At 60.8% G+C, this 16053-nt stretch carries 15 protein-coding genes and 5 pseudogenes; 10 read left to right on the top strand and 10 right to left on the bottom strand.

The genetic code is table 11. The annotated features are described in order from the left end of the window. Nucleotides 1-253: 253 nt before the first annotated feature. Nucleotides 254-1798: pseudogene (gene tnpC / locus C7G61_RS38385) on the bottom strand (IS66 family transposase); the annotation flags it as partial. A gap of 72 nt (nt 1799-1870) precedes the next feature. After that, nucleotides 1871-2029: an IS66 family insertion sequence element accessory protein TnpB gene (gene tnpB / locus C7G61_RS38380; protein WP_108522833.1), complete on the bottom strand. Its 159-nt coding sequence runs from the start codon at nt 2027-2029 to the stop codon at nt 1871-1873. A gap of 38 nt (nt 2030-2067) precedes the next feature. On the opposite strand from tnpB (C7G61_RS38380), the gene C7G61_RS47660 reads away from it, so the two are divergent. The 3 genes and pseudogenes from C7G61_RS47660 to C7G61_RS38365 form a co-directional block, all read left to right on the top strand. Beyond that, nucleotides 2068-2343, top strand: a complete 276-nt coding sequence (locus tag C7G61_RS47660) for a DUF5372 family protein (RefSeq protein ID WP_108522832.1) — start codon at nt 2068-2070, stop codon at nt 2341-2343. Nucleotides 2344-2519: 176 nt separating this feature from the next. After that, nucleotides 2520-2981 carry a helix-turn-helix domain-containing protein gene (locus C7G61_RS38370; protein WP_108522831.1) on the top strand — a complete coding sequence of 154 codons (462 nt, stop codon included), beginning with the start codon at nt 2520-2522 and terminating at the stop codon, nt 2979-2981. A 285-nt stretch (nt 2982-3266) separates the two neighbouring features. Next, nucleotides 3267-3647, top strand: a pseudogene (locus tag C7G61_RS38365) (recombinase family protein); the annotation flags it as partial. Nucleotides 3648-3981: 334 nt separating this feature from the next. On the opposite strand, the gene C7G61_RS47655 reads toward C7G61_RS38365, so the two are convergent. Beyond that, a complete protein-coding gene (locus C7G61_RS47655) occupies nt 3982-4314 on the bottom strand; it encodes an IS66 family transposase (protein ID WP_420836830.1) in 333 nt (110 codons plus the stop codon). Between C7G61_RS47655 and C7G61_RS46490 the strand changes: the two genes are divergently transcribed. Beyond that, a complete protein-coding gene (locus C7G61_RS46490; RefSeq protein ID WP_244608671.1) occupies nt 4198-4500 on the top strand; it encodes a hypothetical protein in 303 nt (100 codons plus the stop codon). The genes C7G61_RS47655 and C7G61_RS46490 overlap by 117 nt on opposite strands. Nucleotides 4501-4518: 18 nt before the next feature. Here the strand turns inward: C7G61_RS46490 and tnpB (C7G61_RS38355) are convergent, their stop codons facing one another. From tnpB (C7G61_RS38355) to C7G61_RS38340, 4 genes and pseudogenes are all read right to left on the bottom strand, one after another. Then, entirely contained in the window at nt 4519-4866 is a 348-nt protein-coding gene (tnpB, locus tag C7G61_RS38355) for an IS66 family insertion sequence element accessory protein TnpB (protein ID WP_108522829.1), read from the bottom strand. After that, nucleotides 4863-5168, bottom strand: coding sequence for a transposase (locus C7G61_RS47650; protein ID WP_420836829.1), 306 nt, complete (start codon nt 5166-5168; stop codon nt 4863-4865). Before C7G61_RS47650 ends, tnpB (C7G61_RS38355) begins: the two co-directional genes overlap by 4 nt. Nucleotides 5169-5456: 288 nt before the next feature. Then, the gene (gene istB / locus C7G61_RS38345) at nt 5457-6197 is read right to left on the bottom strand and encodes an IS21-like element helper ATPase IstB (RefSeq protein ID WP_108522827.1); all 741 of its coding nucleotides are present in this window, start codon (nt 6195-6197) and stop codon (nt 5457-5459) included. Between the two features lie 9 nt (nt 6198-6206). Then, nucleotides 6207-6998, bottom strand: a pseudogene (locus C7G61_RS38340) (Mu transposase domain-containing protein); the annotation flags it as partial. On the opposite strand from C7G61_RS38340, the gene C7G61_RS45160 reads away from it, so the two are divergent. The 3 genes from C7G61_RS45160 to C7G61_RS38330 all read left to right on the top strand — a co-directional run bounded on the left by C7G61_RS45160 (nt 6955) and on the right by C7G61_RS38330 (nt 10435). After that, complete coding sequence (locus C7G61_RS45160) at nt 6955-7302, top strand: DUF5372 family protein (protein WP_190242170.1); 348 nt, start codon at nt 6955-6957, stop codon at nt 7300-7302. The pseudogene C7G61_RS38340 and the gene C7G61_RS45160 overlap by 44 nt on opposite strands. Nucleotides 7303-7500: 198 nt before the next feature. Beyond that, nucleotides 7501-8025, top strand: coding sequence for a helix-turn-helix domain-containing protein (locus C7G61_RS38335; RefSeq protein WP_108522851.1), 525 nt, complete (start codon nt 7501-7503; stop codon nt 8023-8025). Between the two features lie 337 nt (nt 8026-8362). Beyond that, a complete protein-coding gene (locus tag C7G61_RS38330) occupies nt 8363-10435 on the top strand; it encodes a recombinase family protein (protein WP_108522826.1) in 2073 nt (690 codons plus the stop codon). Between the two features lie 24 nt (nt 10436-10459). Here C7G61_RS38330 and C7G61_RS38325 read toward each other — a convergent pair. Beyond that, a pseudogene (locus tag C7G61_RS38325) lies at nt 10460-10877 on the bottom strand (IS21 family transposase); the annotation flags it as partial. Nucleotides 10878-11032: 155 nt separating this feature from the next. Here C7G61_RS38325 and C7G61_RS38320 point away from each other — a divergent pair. The 3 genes from C7G61_RS38320 to C7G61_RS38310 are packed head-to-tail and all read left to right on the top strand — an operon-like array spanning nt 11033 to nt 14182. After that, nucleotides 11033-12256 carry a tyrosine-type recombinase/integrase gene (locus C7G61_RS38320; RefSeq protein WP_108522825.1) on the top strand — a complete coding sequence of 408 codons (1224 nt, stop codon included), beginning with the start codon at nt 11033-11035 and terminating at the stop codon, nt 12254-12256. Then, nucleotides 12253-13197: a tyrosine-type recombinase/integrase gene (locus tag C7G61_RS38315; RefSeq protein WP_108522824.1), complete on the top strand. Its 945-nt coding sequence runs from the start codon at nt 12253-12255 to the stop codon at nt 13195-13197. Before C7G61_RS38320 ends, C7G61_RS38315 begins: the two co-directional genes overlap by 4 nt. Next, entirely contained in the window at nt 13187-14182 is a 996-nt protein-coding gene (locus C7G61_RS38310; protein ID WP_108522823.1) for a tyrosine-type recombinase/integrase, read from the top strand. Before C7G61_RS38315 ends, C7G61_RS38310 begins: the two co-directional genes overlap by 11 nt. 61 nt (nt 14183-14243) lie before the next feature. Here C7G61_RS38310 and C7G61_RS38305 read toward each other — a convergent pair whose 3' ends face one another. Next, a complete protein-coding gene (locus C7G61_RS38305) occupies nt 14244-14618 on the bottom strand; it encodes a helix-turn-helix domain-containing protein (protein WP_190242169.1) in 375 nt (124 codons plus the stop codon). Nucleotides 14619-15071: 453 nt separating this feature from the next. After that, a pseudogene (locus C7G61_RS38295) lies at nt 15072-15950 on the bottom strand (IS3 family transposase); the annotation flags it as partial. Between the last annotated feature and the right edge of the window lie 103 nt (nt 15951-16053).

Genomic DNA, 16053 nt, shown 5'->3' with positions numbered 1-16053 from the left:
AAGCCCTACCGCTATTATCGGCAGCGGCGCAACACGGTCATGATCAGGGCACCGAAGCGGTTTCTCGACCAAGTCCTGTGGCCCGAGTTTTCCGAACTTGACCAAGCTCTGCAAGCTTACCTTCATCAGGTGACGATGCGCGTGATCCGCGAGGAGGTCTTCGCCGATGCAAGCGAGGCGCAGGAGATTTCCGAGGCGCTGCCACCGAACTGATGGCAGATTTGATCATGCAGCAAGGCGGGCTGTGCTGAGCCCATGCCCAGGGCAATAATTCGTCGATCTTCGCCATCGGCCAACCATTAACGAGTTTGCTGAGGATATCAGCAAGGTACGGTTTGGGGTCGATGTCTTGCAGCTTTGCCGTTTCGATCAGCGAAGCCATGCAGGCCCAGTTGACCGCGCCCTGATCGTGGCCGGCGAAGAGGCTATTCCTGCGATTGAGAGCTATAGGCCGCATCGCTCGCTCGACGCTGTTGGTATCCATCTCGATGCGGCCATCGTCGAGAAAGCGCACCAAGCCTGGCCAATGATTGAAGCCGTAGCGGATCACCTCGGCAATTGTGCTCTTGTCTGAGACCGCCGCAAGCCTGTTCTCAAGCCAGGTTTTCAGCGCCTCGACGAGCGGCCTGGTCTCCATCTGACGGATAGCGCGGCGTTCATCGGCACTGCGACCGCGGATCCGATTCTCGATCGCGTACAGCGCTGCAATCCGCTCCAGCGCCTCATGCGCGATCGGTGCCGGGCCGCCCTCGTCGATCTCGACAAATCCGCGACGCCAGTGCGTCCAGCAAAAGGCCAGCGTCGCTGGACCGCCGTCGCGCTGCGGATCGGCCAACTGCTTATAGACCGTGTATCCGTCGCAATGAACGATGCCGGTATAGCCCGCAAGCAATGCCGTGCAATGCTCGCCGCCGCGGCCGGGCGCATAGGTATAGACAACCGCCGGGGGATCCAGCCCGCCCCAGGGTCGATCATCCCGCGAGATCGCCCAGAAGTAGCCGGTCTTGGTTCGGCCCCGCCCGGGATCGAGCACCGGCGCGCGGGTTTCATCGACCACGATTTTCGCCGAAGCGAGCACGATTTCTTTCATCCGTAGATAGACCGGCTTGATTTCGGCTGCGGCGGCGCCAACCCAACCAGCCAATGTCGAGCGATCGACCGGTAAGCCCTGCAGCCGCATGATATGCGCCTGGCGGTAAAGTGGTTTGTGCCAGGCGTATTTGTCGACCACGACATCGGCGACAAGGTTTTCTGTGGGAATGCCACTCTTGATCAAGCGCTCCGCCGCTGGCGCCTGCACGATTGCGCTCTCGCATGACCGGCAGCCGTATTTCGGCCGGTGTGTAACGATCACCTGATACTGCGCGGAGATCTTGTCGAGGCGTTCGGCGGTTTCCTCGCCGATCACATGCATCACGCCATGGCAGCAGGGGCATGCCGTACTGTCGGGAGTAAGCGTGATATGCACGCGTGGAAGATGCGCCGGCAGCGATCCCCGATTGGTCTTCCGCTTCTTCTTCGGAGCTTCTTCTATTGGCGCTGTCTTGTCTTGTTCGGCATCCTCCGCCGCCACCGCCGTCTCAAGATCCTCGATTGCCAATTGCAGCTGCTCAGGGTCAAGACGTTCGGACTTGCGGCCGAACTGCGCACGCCGAAGTTGCTGCAACAAATGGCGAAGCCGATCGTTCTGCTCCGCCACGCGCCGGCATTCTTCCAGCGCGGCATCGCGTTCGCTCGACAGCTGAACCACCAGCTCTCGCAAGACATCGAGATCGTCAGGGGAAGCATCGATCGGCATGACGATATAGAATCAGATTCGCGTTCAGTTGTGTTGCTCTCAAACCTGATCTGATTCAAAAAGTCGCAGCTTTCACGACGTCGCCGTCGGCCGCGTAACGTCGCGCGCATGCAGCCGCGACCAATCCATCCCATCCACAAGCGCGGCTAATTGCGCCGACGTCAGTCGCATCACGCCGTCGGTGATTGGAGGCCACTTGAACGCTCCGCTTTCAAGCCGCTTGTATCTCATCTGAGAATGCAGACGTTTCGAATGCACCGCTGCAGTTTGTGCGGGTCACGCACCCGTTTCACCCGCTGTTCGGGCGACAGCTCCGCTGCGTCGGCAAACGATATAACCGATATGGCAAGCGCCTGTTGCTGCAGGTTGATGACGCCACCGTATGGTCGGTTCCTCCGCAATGGACCGATCTTTGGGACCCGGATCCAGAAGTAATCATGGGCGGCGGACGAGCGCTCGTGCGTGCGGTCGACTTGATGGAGCTGGCCAGCCTGGTGAGGCGCCTTTCTGACAAACTATCCTCGCGGCCGTCCAAAAATGTGTAATGATAATTATGCCGCGAATGTAAGGCGATTGATGCCGCAAGAAGTCGTTGCGCTCAACGTTTTTCGCTTATTTACGCAATATTTCGCCGTTGCGAGCTTCTGCAACCTTGACAATGGAACTTTGTGCGGCGTAACTATATTTACGGTAATGCCTCTACGCACGCTCGGAGCCGACGGTGCCGGCGAAGCACGACAGCAAGCGCTCAAAGACGGAGGCTCTCCTCGAAGAGGGCACGCTCAATCCGACGCCCGAGAAGGTGCGCGATCCAAAGTTTCGGGGAAGCGAATTCTTCGATCCGCACGACGCCGTGCAAGTCAAGTACGAGATGTTGCGCCGCGTCTCCGTCGACAACGCTTCGGTGACGGAGGCTTCCGACGAGTATGGCGTCTCCAGGCCGACCTACTACCAAGCGAAGGCGAACTTCGATGCCGCTGGGATTGCCGGACTGGTCCCAAGGAAGCCTGGCCCACGCGGCCGCCACAAGGTCCAGGGCGAGGTCCTCGCCTTCCTACAGGCGCGGCTGGTCCAGGGCGAGCCGGTTCACGCTCGGGAGCTGGCGAGCTTGATCCGCGCCGAGCTCGGCATCGAGGTTCATCCCAGGACGATCGAGCGAGCATTAAAAAAAACTGCCGGATGAACACGCCACGACACCGGCGTGTTCGATCCTCTCGCCCGCCATTGCGGCCCAATATGAGGTGCTGCGTATGGCAGCTCTCGGCGAAGCGCTGCCGCCTACGGCCCGCAGTGGTCTCATGCTTTTTCTGCGCCGGGGCATGTGGGGGTGGGCGCAGACGCTGGCCGCCGCAGGCCCCGTTCAACAGTCAGTTGCATCGCGTACTCCACCAGTGCCGCGTAACGAGCGCACAGCTGTCGTTTACGTGCTCGCGACAATGGCGATGAGCACACCCGAGCGGAGAACGCCATGAAGGAGTCCCTCAAAGTCCAGCCTCACCACCTCGAACGCGGTGCCTACCTGTACATTCGTCAGTCCTCGATGCGACAAGTCATCGAGAACGTCGAGAGCGCGAAGCGGCAGTATGCACTTCGTGGACGCGCAATTGCCCTTGGCTGGTGCGACGAGCAAATCGTCGTCATCGACAGTGATCAGGGCGAGTCCGGCGCATCGGCCGCCTGGCGCGAGGGCTTTCAGCGGCTAGTCAGCGACGTCGGCATGGGACGCGCCGGCAGCGTCATGGGCCTGGAGGTCTCCCGGCTCGCGAGGAACAATGCCGACTGGCAACGTTTGCTGGAGATCTGCGCGCTCGCTGACACTCTGATCCTCGACGAGGATGGCGTGTACGACCACACAGCATGATGCCCCCATTCGGGAGCCATCTGATCAGTTGGAGCAGATTACCGTAACCGACCCAACCCATCCACTATACGGACGGCGCTTTGATTTGGTATCGGCCGGAAGCTCGCTCCGACCCGGCGGCTGCGTTCTCGTTCATTATCGCGACGGCATTTTGCTGAGAATTCGAGCTTCAGCAACCAACCTCTATGGCGAGCGGCTGCCTGTCCCGTCAAGCAAGCTTTCGCTCGCAAGCATTCGAGACTTGCTCCGGCTTTCAAGAGACGTGGTGCTGAGGAGCTTGGCGAATCAGCCCACAAATGATTCTTTAGGGCACGGCTCCGAGTCAAAATTGGCAAGCTCGCGTGGTTCGCTGGAAGGAGAGCCATGAGGTCGGATCTCGTGACGGGGACACGTCTCGCGCGCAACTGCTCTGATTGGTACCCGCTACTCGATCTGTGCGGCTAAGCGTGATATGCACGCGTGGAAGATGCGCCGGCAGCGATCCCCGATTGGTCTTCCGCTTCTTCTTCGGAGCTTCTTCTATTGGCGCTGTCTTGTCTTGTTCGGCATCCTCCGCCGCCACCGCCGTCTCAAGATCCTCGATTGCCAATTGCAGCTGCTCAGGGTCAAGACGTTCGGACTTGCGGCCGAACTGCGCACGCCGAAGTTGCTGCAACAAATGGCGAAGCCGATCGTTCTGCTCCGCCACGCGCCGGCATTCTTCCAGCGCGGCATCGCGTTCGCTCGACAGCTGAACCACCAGCTCTCGCAAGACATCGAGATCGTCAGGGGAAGCATCGATCGGCATGACGATATAGAATCAGATTCGCGTTCAGTTGTGTTGCTCTCAAACCTGATCTGATTCAAAAAGTCGCAGCTTTCACGACGTCGCCGTCGGCCGCGTAACGTCGCGCGCATGCAGCCGCGACCAATCCATCCCATCCACAAGCGCGGCTAATTGCGCCGACGTCAGTCGCATCACGCCGTCGGTGATTGGAGGCCACTTGAACGCTCCGCTTTCAAGCCGCTTCCACAATAGCACCAGCCCGGTGCCGTCCCAGGCAACCATCTTCACACGGTCCGCACGTTTCGAGCGGAAGACATAAATTGTGCCGGAGAATGGATCTTCGCCAAGCGTCTCGCGCACCAGTGCCGCCAGCCCATCCGCCCCCCGGCGGAAGTCAACCGGCTTCGTCGCAATCAAAACCCGTAGGCCTGCCGTAATCATGCCGCAGCTTTTACCGCACGGAGTACGTCAGTCAGAAAGATCAGATCAACACCAGGTCCAGCATGAACCACCGCGCCCGCGATCTCGATCCTGATCAGTCGGCTTTCCTGTGGATTCCCAACCGCCGTCGAATTGTACCCGGGCGTCACAATGGGAACGAACGTCAGCCCCTCTTCATTCGGGAGTACAAGTAATCCCCCTCGTGCTGCTTTGCGCCACGCAAACAAATGCTGAGGACTGATCTCGTACCGTCGCGCAACCTCCGAAACAACCGCTCCAGCGCGATACGACTCCGCGACAATCCGGCCCTTCTGTTCCTCGGTGCGGATTCCAATGATCGCGCGCAGTTATTCCAATCTGATGCCGCGCAGCGTTCCAATCTGATCGCGCGCATGTGGAAGCCCCCGATCGTTAAAAGGCAATTGGCACTATCGTCAGCCCGTGGTCAAGCGGCTGCCGAAGAGATCACGTCTCATGTTGATGGTGTCGCTGGACGGAGCGAAGCTGACCGGACGCGCACCCCCAACAGTGCCGTAGCGGCCGGTCAGCTTCGCGGGCTGCGGTCTCGGTCTTCATCGGCCGACATGCCATCAAGGCCGAGGAAGAACCGGCGGGCGACGCATGGAGTCACCGTTCAGTTCGAGCCTGTGAGCGTTGTGAAGCAGGCGATCAAGTATGGCATCAGCGTAAGTTGGGTCATTTATGAGCTCATGCCATTTGGCAATTGGAAGCTGGCTGGTGACGAGTGTTGATCGACGGCCGTAACGGTCTTCAAGGATTTCGAGCAGATAATGACGGGCATTGGCGTCGATGGCTTGGAGGCCCCAATCGTCCAAAATCAGGAGCTCGACGGCGGCGATGCTCTTCATCCGCGAAGTGAGTCGGCCGTCGCCCCGGGCAAGGTCCAGTTCTTCGAACAACCGCGGCAGCCGGGTGTAAAGTACAGAGTGGTTGTCCCGGCAGGCCTTGTGACCAAGCGCACAGCCAAGCCAGCTTTTCCCGACGCCGGTTGGCCCGACAATGGCGCAATTCTCATGGTTTTTGATCCAGTCTCCCTTGAGCAGCATGTCGAACAAGCGGCGGTCGAGCCCACGGGGGGCGCGATAGTCGATATCCTCGGGCACGGCATGATGACGCAGCTTTGCCTTGCGAAGACGAAGCGCCAGGCGCCGGTTGTTGCGCCAAGTCGCTTCATGGTCCAGCAGCAACGCCAGCCATTCGGCGTGAGCGAGACCCCGGACCTCCTCGTTCTCGGCGAGGCTCGTGAAGGCCTCGGCCATGCCAGTAAGGCCGAGCCGGGTAAGCAAGTGGAGTGTGGGGTGTGTCAGCATTTTCTCTCCTTAGTGGTAGTAGTCCGAGCCTCTGATGTTGGTGTGTATGATCGGCTCGCACTCGGGGGACGCGGGCGTTGCAACGCGATCGAGCCCCTTCTCGAGGATCGATTTGACGCTTGGGTAGTTGCGAGCCTGGATCTCAATCGCGCGCAGCGCGGCCGCCTCGAGGCGCTCGGCGCCAAAGCGCTTCTCAAGACGGATGATCCCCAGGCACGAACGATAGCCCTGTTCGGGATGCGGCCGATCCTCGATGATCCGGTCGATCAGCAGGCGCAGCATCGGGCCGATCCGGCTTGCCTCGCTGCGGATCTTTGCCGGCGTCCACTCGCCGTAGCGCCGGTGGCTGGAAGGCATGTGGGCGCTGATCGTCGTGTGCCGCCCGTTGCCGCTGCCGCGCATGTGCGCGGCGATACGCTCGCCCCCCAGGAAGATTTCAACCGTTCGCGCACAGATCCGCGCTTCGACCTCGCGACGGGCGAAGCGATAGGGCACCGAGTAGTAGTGTCGTTCGATCTCGACGTGATAGTCGAGCCCGACCCGGCATCGGCGCCATTCGACATGGACCCACGGCTCGCCGGGAAGCGGTTTAAGATTCGGCGCGTCAATTTCCTCGAACAACTGGCGCCGTGTGCGGCCATACTGGCGCAGCACCCGTCCGTCATTGAGCTTGGCCAGCCACTCGGCGATCGCACCGTTGAGTTCGGCCAGGCTGTAAAAAGTTCGGTTGCGCAGCCGCCCCAGCAGCCAGCGCTCGATGATTCCGACGCAGGCCTCAACCTTAGCCTGGAGTTTAGCGCGCATTGCATATGGTGACGAGCATGGCGCGCAAGTTTTCACGGTCACCCATCCGTTCCATCCGCTACGAGGACAGACGTTCGAGCTGCTCGCCGTGCGCAACAACTGGGGCGGAGACCGCGTGTTATACGCAGGCCCCGAAGGAAGGCTGCGGACACTTCCGGTCGAATGGACTGACGTTATCGAGCCCGACCTCGTAGTCACGGTTGGTGCTGGTCGCGCCTTCTTCCGAACCGATCGACTGCGTGAGCTGCGCAAGCTCGTCGATGAGTGCCGGCGGCAGCAGAAGGAGGCGCCGTCATGTTAGGAAAATTATGCGCAATATGTCTTTGCAAATATGTTCGTGCATTGGCGATGACGTGCGAGTCGATGCACAGGAGTTGGCCGTTAAACATTGATATGACGGGATATTGGTCGATTGCGCGATCTTATCCTCTTGATGTCCATCTACGTATCGTATCTAATTATCAAGACATATCCGCGATTCGCGCTTCGAGGAGGCCGGATGGCATCAGATTCACGTCAGCGAGCGCGGCGCCGGCAGGCCTTGCAGGCACATGGCGCCACCCACCCCCGGCCGCAGGCTGTGACCGATCCGCTCTTTCGCGGCAGCGCGTTCTTCGATCCGAACGATCTGGTTCAGGTCAAGTACGAGATGCTGCGCAGCGTCGAGAAGGAGGGGCGCGCCGTGGTGGATGCGGCAGAGTCCTTTGGACTGTCCCGGCCGGTCTACTACGTGACCTGGGAGCTGTTCAATCGCGAAGGTCTGCCGGGCCTGCTACCACGCAAACGCGGGCCGAAGCGCCCGCACAAGCTTACCGAGGAGGCCCTTGCCGTGCTGGCGCAGGCCGTGCGCGAGGCCGAACGCATGCCAAGCGGTGCAGAGTTGGCCGAGCTCTTGGCCGAACGTTGCGGCATTCATGCCCACCCACGCAGCATCCTGCGACGTCTGCTCCCCTATCTGGAGCGCCAGGAAAAAAAACGCTCACGATCGCCGAAGCGGCTGCGGTCGATCCCGCGCAGTACGTAGCAAATTACGAGCTGCTTCGTTCACAGGTCATCGGAGCGAGAGCCGATCTCGGCGGGGCGAGCGCCGCAGGTCAGCCCCGCGGCGTGGGTCTTGCCTTGCTGTTGCGCGAAGGGATGCCCGGGTGGCTCAAGGCACTGGAGGGCGTTATCCGTGCGTCAGGCATGCTGCGCACCGCAAACGCCGCGGATGTGCCGGCGGCCGGACCTCCTAGTGCGTACGGGTCTGCGCCGGAGTGGCTCAGCAGCGTGCCGCACCGCGATCTGACTGCGCTTCTGGCCAGTCTGGTTCTCTCGACGCGTTGTGTCGAACACCCCATACCGAAGGAGGGATATCGATCATGCCAATGAACAGTGAGGCCTATCAAAAGATCACGGCCACGCATCTCTCGCGCATGGCATTCCTGTATGTGCGACAGTCGACGCTGCGCCAAGTCTTCGAGAACACCGAGAGTACGCAGCGCCAGTATGCACTGCGCGATCGTGCCGTCGCGCTCGGTTGGCCGCTTGATCGGATCGTGGTCATCGACAGCGATCTCGGGCAGTCCGGCGCCAGCGCGGCCGACCGCGAGGGCTTCCAGCGTCTGGTCAGTGAGGTTGGCCTGGGCCGTGTCGGGATCGTACTCGGACTTGAAATATCGCGCCTTGCGCGCAACAACACCGACTGGCATCGACTGCTCGAGCTGTGTGCACTCGCTGACACACTGATCCTGGATGAAGACGGGCTGTATGATCCGGCGCACTTCAATGACCGTTTACTTTTGGGTTTAAAAGGAACCATGAGTGAAGCCGAACTTCATGTGCTCAAGGCGCGACTTCGCGGCGGGATCCTCAGCCGCGCCCGCCGCGGCGAGCTCAAGCAGATGGTCCCGGTCGGCTTTGTGCATGATGCACAGGAGCGCGTTATCCTTGATCCGGACATCCAGGTCCAGGCAGCCGTGCGGCTATTCTTCGACACCTTCAGGCGCACAGGCTCCTGTTTGGCGGTGGTCAAGGAGTTCCACGCGAAGGAGCTGCTGTTCCCGCGTCGTTTGAGAAGTGGCGCGCACAAGGGCGAACTCGTGTGGGCTGAACTCCTGCACTGTCGTGCTCGGCAGATCATCCATAATCCGCGCTATGCCGGCGCCTTCGTGTTCGGTCGCACCAAACACCGTCGTCTGCCGAGCGGCAAGTACTCCTCGCGGCAGGTACCAAGCGAGGAGTGGATCCTGCTGCGCGACGTCCATCCGGGCTATATCAGCTGGGAGGAGTACCGATCGAACCTGGACCGTGTGAAAGGTAATGCGCTGGCCTGGAGCATCGAGCGGCATCGGGGCCCGGCACGCGAGGGCGCGGCCTTGCTGCAAGGTCTTGTGATCTGTGGGAGCTGCGGCGAGCGCATGTCGGTGCGTTATCACTTGCACCGCAACCAACAAGTGCCGACCTACTGGTGTGGCCGGCGCCCGATGTTCCGAGGCGAGATCGGTTTGTGCCAGACGGTGCATGGCGGCGCACTCGATGCTGCGATCGGCGACATCCTGATCGAGGCGATGACGCCACTTGCGGTCGAAGTCGCTCTCAGCGTGCAGCAGGAGCTGGTCAACCGTCAGGAGGAAGCAGATCGGTTGCGCCGTCAGCACGTGGAGCGAGCGAAGTATGACGCAGAACTCGCGCAGCGTCGCTTCCTCAAGGTCGACCCCGACAACCGCCTGGTGGCCGATGCCCTGGAAGCCGACTGGAATACGAAGCTTCGCGCGCTCGCCGCGGCACAGGAAGCATACAACAAAGCCTCGGCGGCTGATGTAAGCGTCGTGACCGATGCCGAACGTACTGAGCTGATGGCCCTCGCCACCGACTTCGCCCGGCTCTGGGGCAATCCGCGCACGCAGATGAAAGACAAGAAACGCATACTGCGCCTGCTGATCGAGGACGTGACGCTCAGCAAGGGCGATACGCTCCATGTGGATATCCGCTTCGTTGGCGGCGCGACGCGCTCGTTGGATCTGCCGCTGCCGAAGTCGTGTGTCGAGTTGCGCACGACAGATGCCGCCGTGATCGAGGAGATCGACCGCCTCATCGATACCTATACGGACAAAGAGATCGCCGATCTGCTCAACGAGCGAGGCGTGCGGACCGTCGTCAGCACGCCTTGGACAGCTACGCGCATCGGGCGACTTCGCCATAGCTACCATCTCGCCGATCGGCAGACACGCCTGCTCGCGCAGGGACTGCTGACTCCGCAGGACGTCGCGGCTCGCTACAACGTTGTGGTCTCGACTGTCCATTTGTGGCGCCGACGCGGCCTGCTACGCGCACATCCGGTCAACGATCGCGGCGACTTCCTCTATGAGATTCCGCCAGAGGACCTGCCGGCGAAGTTCGCCCACAAGCGCGACTACCGGGTCGATCCCGAAAGTTCATCCTCACGTAACTGACGCGGTGCAGTATGAGTCTGAGCCCTTATCTCTCGGGCGACGCGGCCGTGCCGGCAAAATCGCCGTGCCGTAATGCTGCGCCATATCGCTGTAGCTGCGGTTGACCATAGGGTCGTAGAGGCAGGCCTTGATCACCGCGACCTTGGCGTTGTCGGGCACCAGCAGTTGCGTCGCGCCGCCAAAAAAGCTGAAGGCCGCGTTATGTCCCGCGATCCAGTCGCCGAGCTGCTCGGTCCACGTCGCCAGCGCGAACGACAAGCTGGATGCGCCCATGACCGCGACGAAGATGTGCGCGTCACGCACCTCGCCAGTCTTACTGGTCAACCACCGGCACCGTGTCGCCGGCATAGTCGACAAACAATTTCTCGCCCCCGCCGTGGTGCTGGCGCATCACGAGCGGCAGCCGGCCTTCCCAGTTGCGGAACAAGTCACAGAACCGGCTGGTATGTTCACGATTACATATCAGCCGTTATGTTGCGGCCAGATTTATGTTGTGCAAGGAGCTATAATTGCGGGGATGCTGAACACTGTAGGCATTGTTCACGCAACATATTTCGACGTCTGGGTAGCGAACCATTTGTCCAATGGAGGCTCGCTATGGATCAGACGATTTATCCCATCCCCTTGACCGTGCCCCAACGTGATGACGCGCCATTCACCGACGAGCGGTACCGGTACCTTCGCCACTGTGCAGAAACCGGCGCGACCGCAGCTTCTCTCAGAGTCAAGCGAAACGAGCTGTTGCGGATTGCCGCATATCTCGGTCCAGATGCTTCGGAGGGCATCGATATCGAAGCGCTCCAACGAATCGCAACCGAGCGTCTGCGCCTGACGGGGGCTGTCACCGCAGCACGAAGAGTAGTCGACATCGGACGACCGTGGCTTCGATTTCTTGGTTGGTGGCGTGAACCGACCATCGTGTTTCAGTACCAGAGCCAACTCGACCAGTATGTGGCATGGATGCGCAATGAGCGCGGTTTCACGCCATCGACGGTGGAGCAATGGAGCCGCATTATCGGCCGGTTCCTGCGTTGGTGCGACCAGACGAACCGGCAATTCACGGATATTCAGCCTGACGACGTCGACGCCTATTTCATTGCCCAGGCCACGGGACGATGGTCCCGCGTTTCGGTGGCCAACACGGCCTCGGCCTTGCGGGGATTTCTGCGCTACGCGGCAAAGCGGGGAATGTGTACGGACCGCTTAGCGATCTCGATTTGCCGGCCTCGGCTCTATCGTCAGGAGTCACTACCGTATGCCCCAGATTGGTGCGACGTGCAGCGCATATTGGCCGACGCCGAGACTGACAACCCCCGGGACATCCGTGATCGTGCGATCCTGCTGTTGCTCGCGGTCTATGGAATGCGCAGCGGCGAAGTGGCGGCATTGCGCCTTGATCAGATTGATTGGGCCGGTAGGACGCTACGGCTTTTCCGCCTGAAGCGCCGCCAGCCGCAGATCTACCCGCTGGTTTCCTCTGTGGCTGAGGCGCTCGCCCGCTACATCGACACGGTGCGGCCGCTATCATCGTGCCCGGAAGTGTTCCTCTGCATGCACGCGCCCCGTCGACCGTTGAAGGCAGGGAGCATTTATGATGTCGCTAACCGCAGATTTGTTGCACTTGGAATCGACGCTGCTCATCGTGGTGGCCATGCGTTGCGCCACGCCTGCGCTTCCCGGCTTCTTGCCGAAGGTCTGTCGATAAAGGAGATCGGGGACCATTTGGGACATCGCAGCGCGGCCTCAACCAGCATCTACGCCAAGGTGAACATGCAGGCGCTTCGCGAGGTCGGAGCGTTCGACCTGGGAGGCCTCCAATGATGCTGACCCATGTTGTCGACGCCTATCTGGCCAAGCAGCGGTCACTGGGGGCGCGTTTCGAGTCCGCTGAGGTTCTGCTCCGCAGATTCTGCCGAGCGATGGGCAATCGAGATGTCGGCGGAGTCACCCCAGAGGCGGTGGCCGAGTTCCTCCAAGGTAAAGGATCGCTCAGTGCCACTTGGATGCTGCGATATAGGGTTTTGAGCGGTCTCTATAGTTTCGCCATCAGTCGCGGGTACGTGGCAACCTCCCCACTGCCGACAACGTTTCCAAAGCTGCCGCCGCAACAAACGCCCTATGTTTATTCCACGGAAGAACTGCGCCGCCTGTTGGATGCGACCTCGATTCTGAAGGTGGGGCATCGCCCTCACGTCCCAGCTATGTACCGTACGCTCCTCTTGTTGCTGTACGGAAGCGGCATGCGCATTGGCGAGGCGCTTCGTTTGGTCTTGCAAGACGTGGATCTGACTGATCAGGTCATCACCGTCCGTGACACGAAGTTCTTCAAAACGCGCCTCGTGCCAATCGGACCAAAGCTCAACCAGGAACTGGTCGAGTACGTCGAGTGCCGTCGCCGGCTCCCTCTGCCGCGCGGGCAAGAATCTCCATTATTCACTACGCGCGGCAGTCGACCATGGCACTACGTGCGGGTCATCTCCTGGTTTCAGCATGTCCGCCGAGCCGCCGGAATCAGTTGCCCTGTTGGCGAGCCTGGACCTCCGCGGCTGCACGATATTCGCCACACAGCCGCGGTGCACCGGGTGATCGCATGGTATCGCTCCGGCCAGGAGGTGCAGCGACTGCTTCCGCAACTCGCAACCTACCTTGGCTACATCGATATCCGTTCAACCCAGCGCTATTTGCAGATGACGCCGGATCTCCTCCAGGCGGCCAATGAGCGCTTTGCTCTGTACGCGATGGAGGCCGGTCATGAAGGATAAGAGCCTGCTTGGTCCGTGGATCCGGCGGTTCTTGCTGGAACATCTGGTCGCCGAGCGCAATCTTTCCTGCAACACCCAAGCCAGCTACCGCGACACGCTGACATTGTTGCTGCCGTTTGCCAGCAAGCAGGGAGGCTGCGCCATCGATCGCATGACCGTGGAAGATCTGACGCCGGAAGTCGTCCGCAAGTTCCTGGACCACCTGGAGCGCGATCGCCAGTGCAGCGAGGTTACCCGCAACCAGCGGCTGGCGACCATCCATTCACTTGCGCGCTTTATCGGGACGCGTTCGCCGGTCCACCTGGCCTGGTGTTCCGAGATACGAGCAGTGCCGTTCAAGAAGACGACCAAGACCGCGATTGGATACCTCGAAAAGGCCGAGATGGACGCGTTGCTAAACCAACCTGACCGACGCACGAGTCTTGGAGTGCGCGACCATGTTCTGCTGCTTTTCCTATACAACAGCGGTGCTCGCGCCGATGAGGCAGCAAAATTGACGGTCGGCAATCTCCAACTGGGCGCGTCCCCGTCAGTGCGACTTCACGGCAAGGGAAACAAGATCAGAATCTGTCCATTGTGGTCAACGACGGCAACCTCGTTGACTCGTCTTGTGGCCGACCGGAGCAAAAGTGAAGCGGTCTTTCTCGGGCGGACGAACCAGCCTTTGACGCGCTTCGGAATACACCGTCTCGTGACGCAATATGCCGCTATGGCGGGCGAAACGCTGCCGACGTTGGCGACGAAGCGCGTGAGCCCACATACGGTTCGGCACACAACGGCCGTGCACCTGCTGCGCGCCGGCGTCGACATCAACACGATCCGTGCTTGGCTGGGCCACGTGTCATTAGACACCACGCACATCTATGCTGAAGTCGACCTGGAGATGAAAGCATTGGCGTTAGCCAGGGTCGATATCAGCAGCCTGAGGCCGCCGCCTCGGCAACCCTCTCTCCCGTCCTTGATGGCCTTCCTGAAGGCCCTGTAAGCCGAAAAGCTCACACTCTTATGTTGCGGAGCGAGCCGGGGAGGTTGGCGAAATCCTTGGCTCACTCCAGCAGCGACAACATAAATCTGGCCGCAACATAACGGCTGTACCGATAGCCGTCCGGATGCTCTGCAATGTACTCGTCCCACAGCACCTGCAAGGTCACGTGCTTGCGCTTCAGCTCGCGGGCAATAACGGACCAGTCAGGCTCGGCCACCTTGCGGCGGCCCGGCTTCACGCCAGGCACCACGTACAGCAGCTGCTCCAGCTCGGCGTCGCTTATCGCTTCCGGGACTGGCCATGCCAGACCCGCGCGCGCAAACCGCTTCAGCGTGTCACGTACCGTCGTCGGCCCGACGCCGACACGCTCGCCAACCACGCGCGTCGAGAGCCCAGCCTCAAGGCTCAACCTCACAATCTCGGGCACCTGGCGCATGATAACCCTCCTCGTCGGCATCCAATTCTCCAAGCTGTTTCCAGCCGGAGAAATGGCCAACGATCAGGCCTCACACCATCCGAAACTGCGCGCGATCAAATCGGAATGCTGCGCGGAGAATGCTCGGAATGCTGCGCGTGATCATTTCGGAACCCTGCGCGCCATCAAATCGGTACGGTGCGCACCATCGTCTCGGAATCCGCACCTCGGTCCAGCGACGCCGGCGGCCAACACCAGTCCGGACTTCAACACGGCCAAACGGCCGCGAATTGTCAAATATATCGTCGACCATATATGTGAACCGATCTCGCCAAACCGATCCACATCTGACGAATCGTCAGCGCCGCCGCAAGGTGCGGTCAAAACACCGCTATCGATGGAGAAGGCTCGACAGAGCTGGTCCCGGTTGTCTGAACAGAGTTTCCGCGTCGATAGGTGGAGCCTCTGCCGGGGTTAGGCTGCCATGCGGAGTGGCAGCGGGGTGAAGTAGGCTTGATCCGGCGTGGTGCCGTCAAGACTCGAATGGGGACGCCTGCTGTTATAGAAGTCGAGATATCGGCCGATCGAGCTGCGCGCCTCGCTGACGCTGTCATAGGCCCGCAGGTACACCTCTTCATATTTGATGCTGCGCCAGAGCCGTTCGACAAACACGTTGTCCCGCCATGCGCCCTTGCCGTCCATGCTGATCGCGATGCCGTTGTCGGCGAGCACGCCGGTAAAAGCCTGTCCGGTGAACTGCGAGCCCTGGTCCGTGTTGAAGATGTCCGGCTTGCCGTGACGAGCCAAGGCATCTTCCAGCGTCTCGACGCAGAAGGCTGCTTCCATGGTGATCGACAGCCGCCACGACAGAACACGACGGGTTGCCCAATCGAGCACGACCGCGAGGTAGACAAAACCGCGCTCCATCGGGATGTAGGTGATGTCCATCGCCCAGACCTGGTTCGGCCGCGTGATCTCCATGCCGCGCAGCAGGTATGGATGGATCTTGTGGCCGGGCTCTGGCCTGGTGGTGCGCGGACGGCGATAGAGCGCCTCTATCCCCATCCGCCGCATCAGCGTCTTCACATGCCGACGGCCGATCTTGCACCCCTCGGCAGCCAGCAGGCCTCTCAGCATGCGCGAACCGGCGAAGGGAAACTCCAGATGCAGCCGGTCGAGACGCCGCATGATCGCGAGATCGGTGTCCGGCACCGGGCGCGGCAGGTAATAAACGCTGCCGCGGCTGATCTGCAAAACTTCCGCCTGCCTGGTGATCGACAGATCGTGCTCACGGTCGATCATCGCTTTGCGCTCAGCAATCCCGCCTTGGTGAGCGCTCCTTCTAAAAAACTGATCTCGGCGCTGCACGCCCCCTGTGGGATAGAAACGGGTTGGCGATAGACTGCGTTCGGAAGGGAGCGGCCGATACGATTTTGGTGGCATTTAACCCCGTCAA

Origin of the sequence: Bradyrhizobium algeriense (assembly GCF_003062295.1) — a bacterium.
Lineage (GTDB): Bacteria > Pseudomonadota > Alphaproteobacteria > Rhizobiales > Xanthobacteraceae > Bradyrhizobium > Bradyrhizobium algeriense.
The sequence above is the reverse complement of the archived record's forward strand: the minus strand, read 5'-3'. Positions and strand labels throughout refer to the sequence as shown.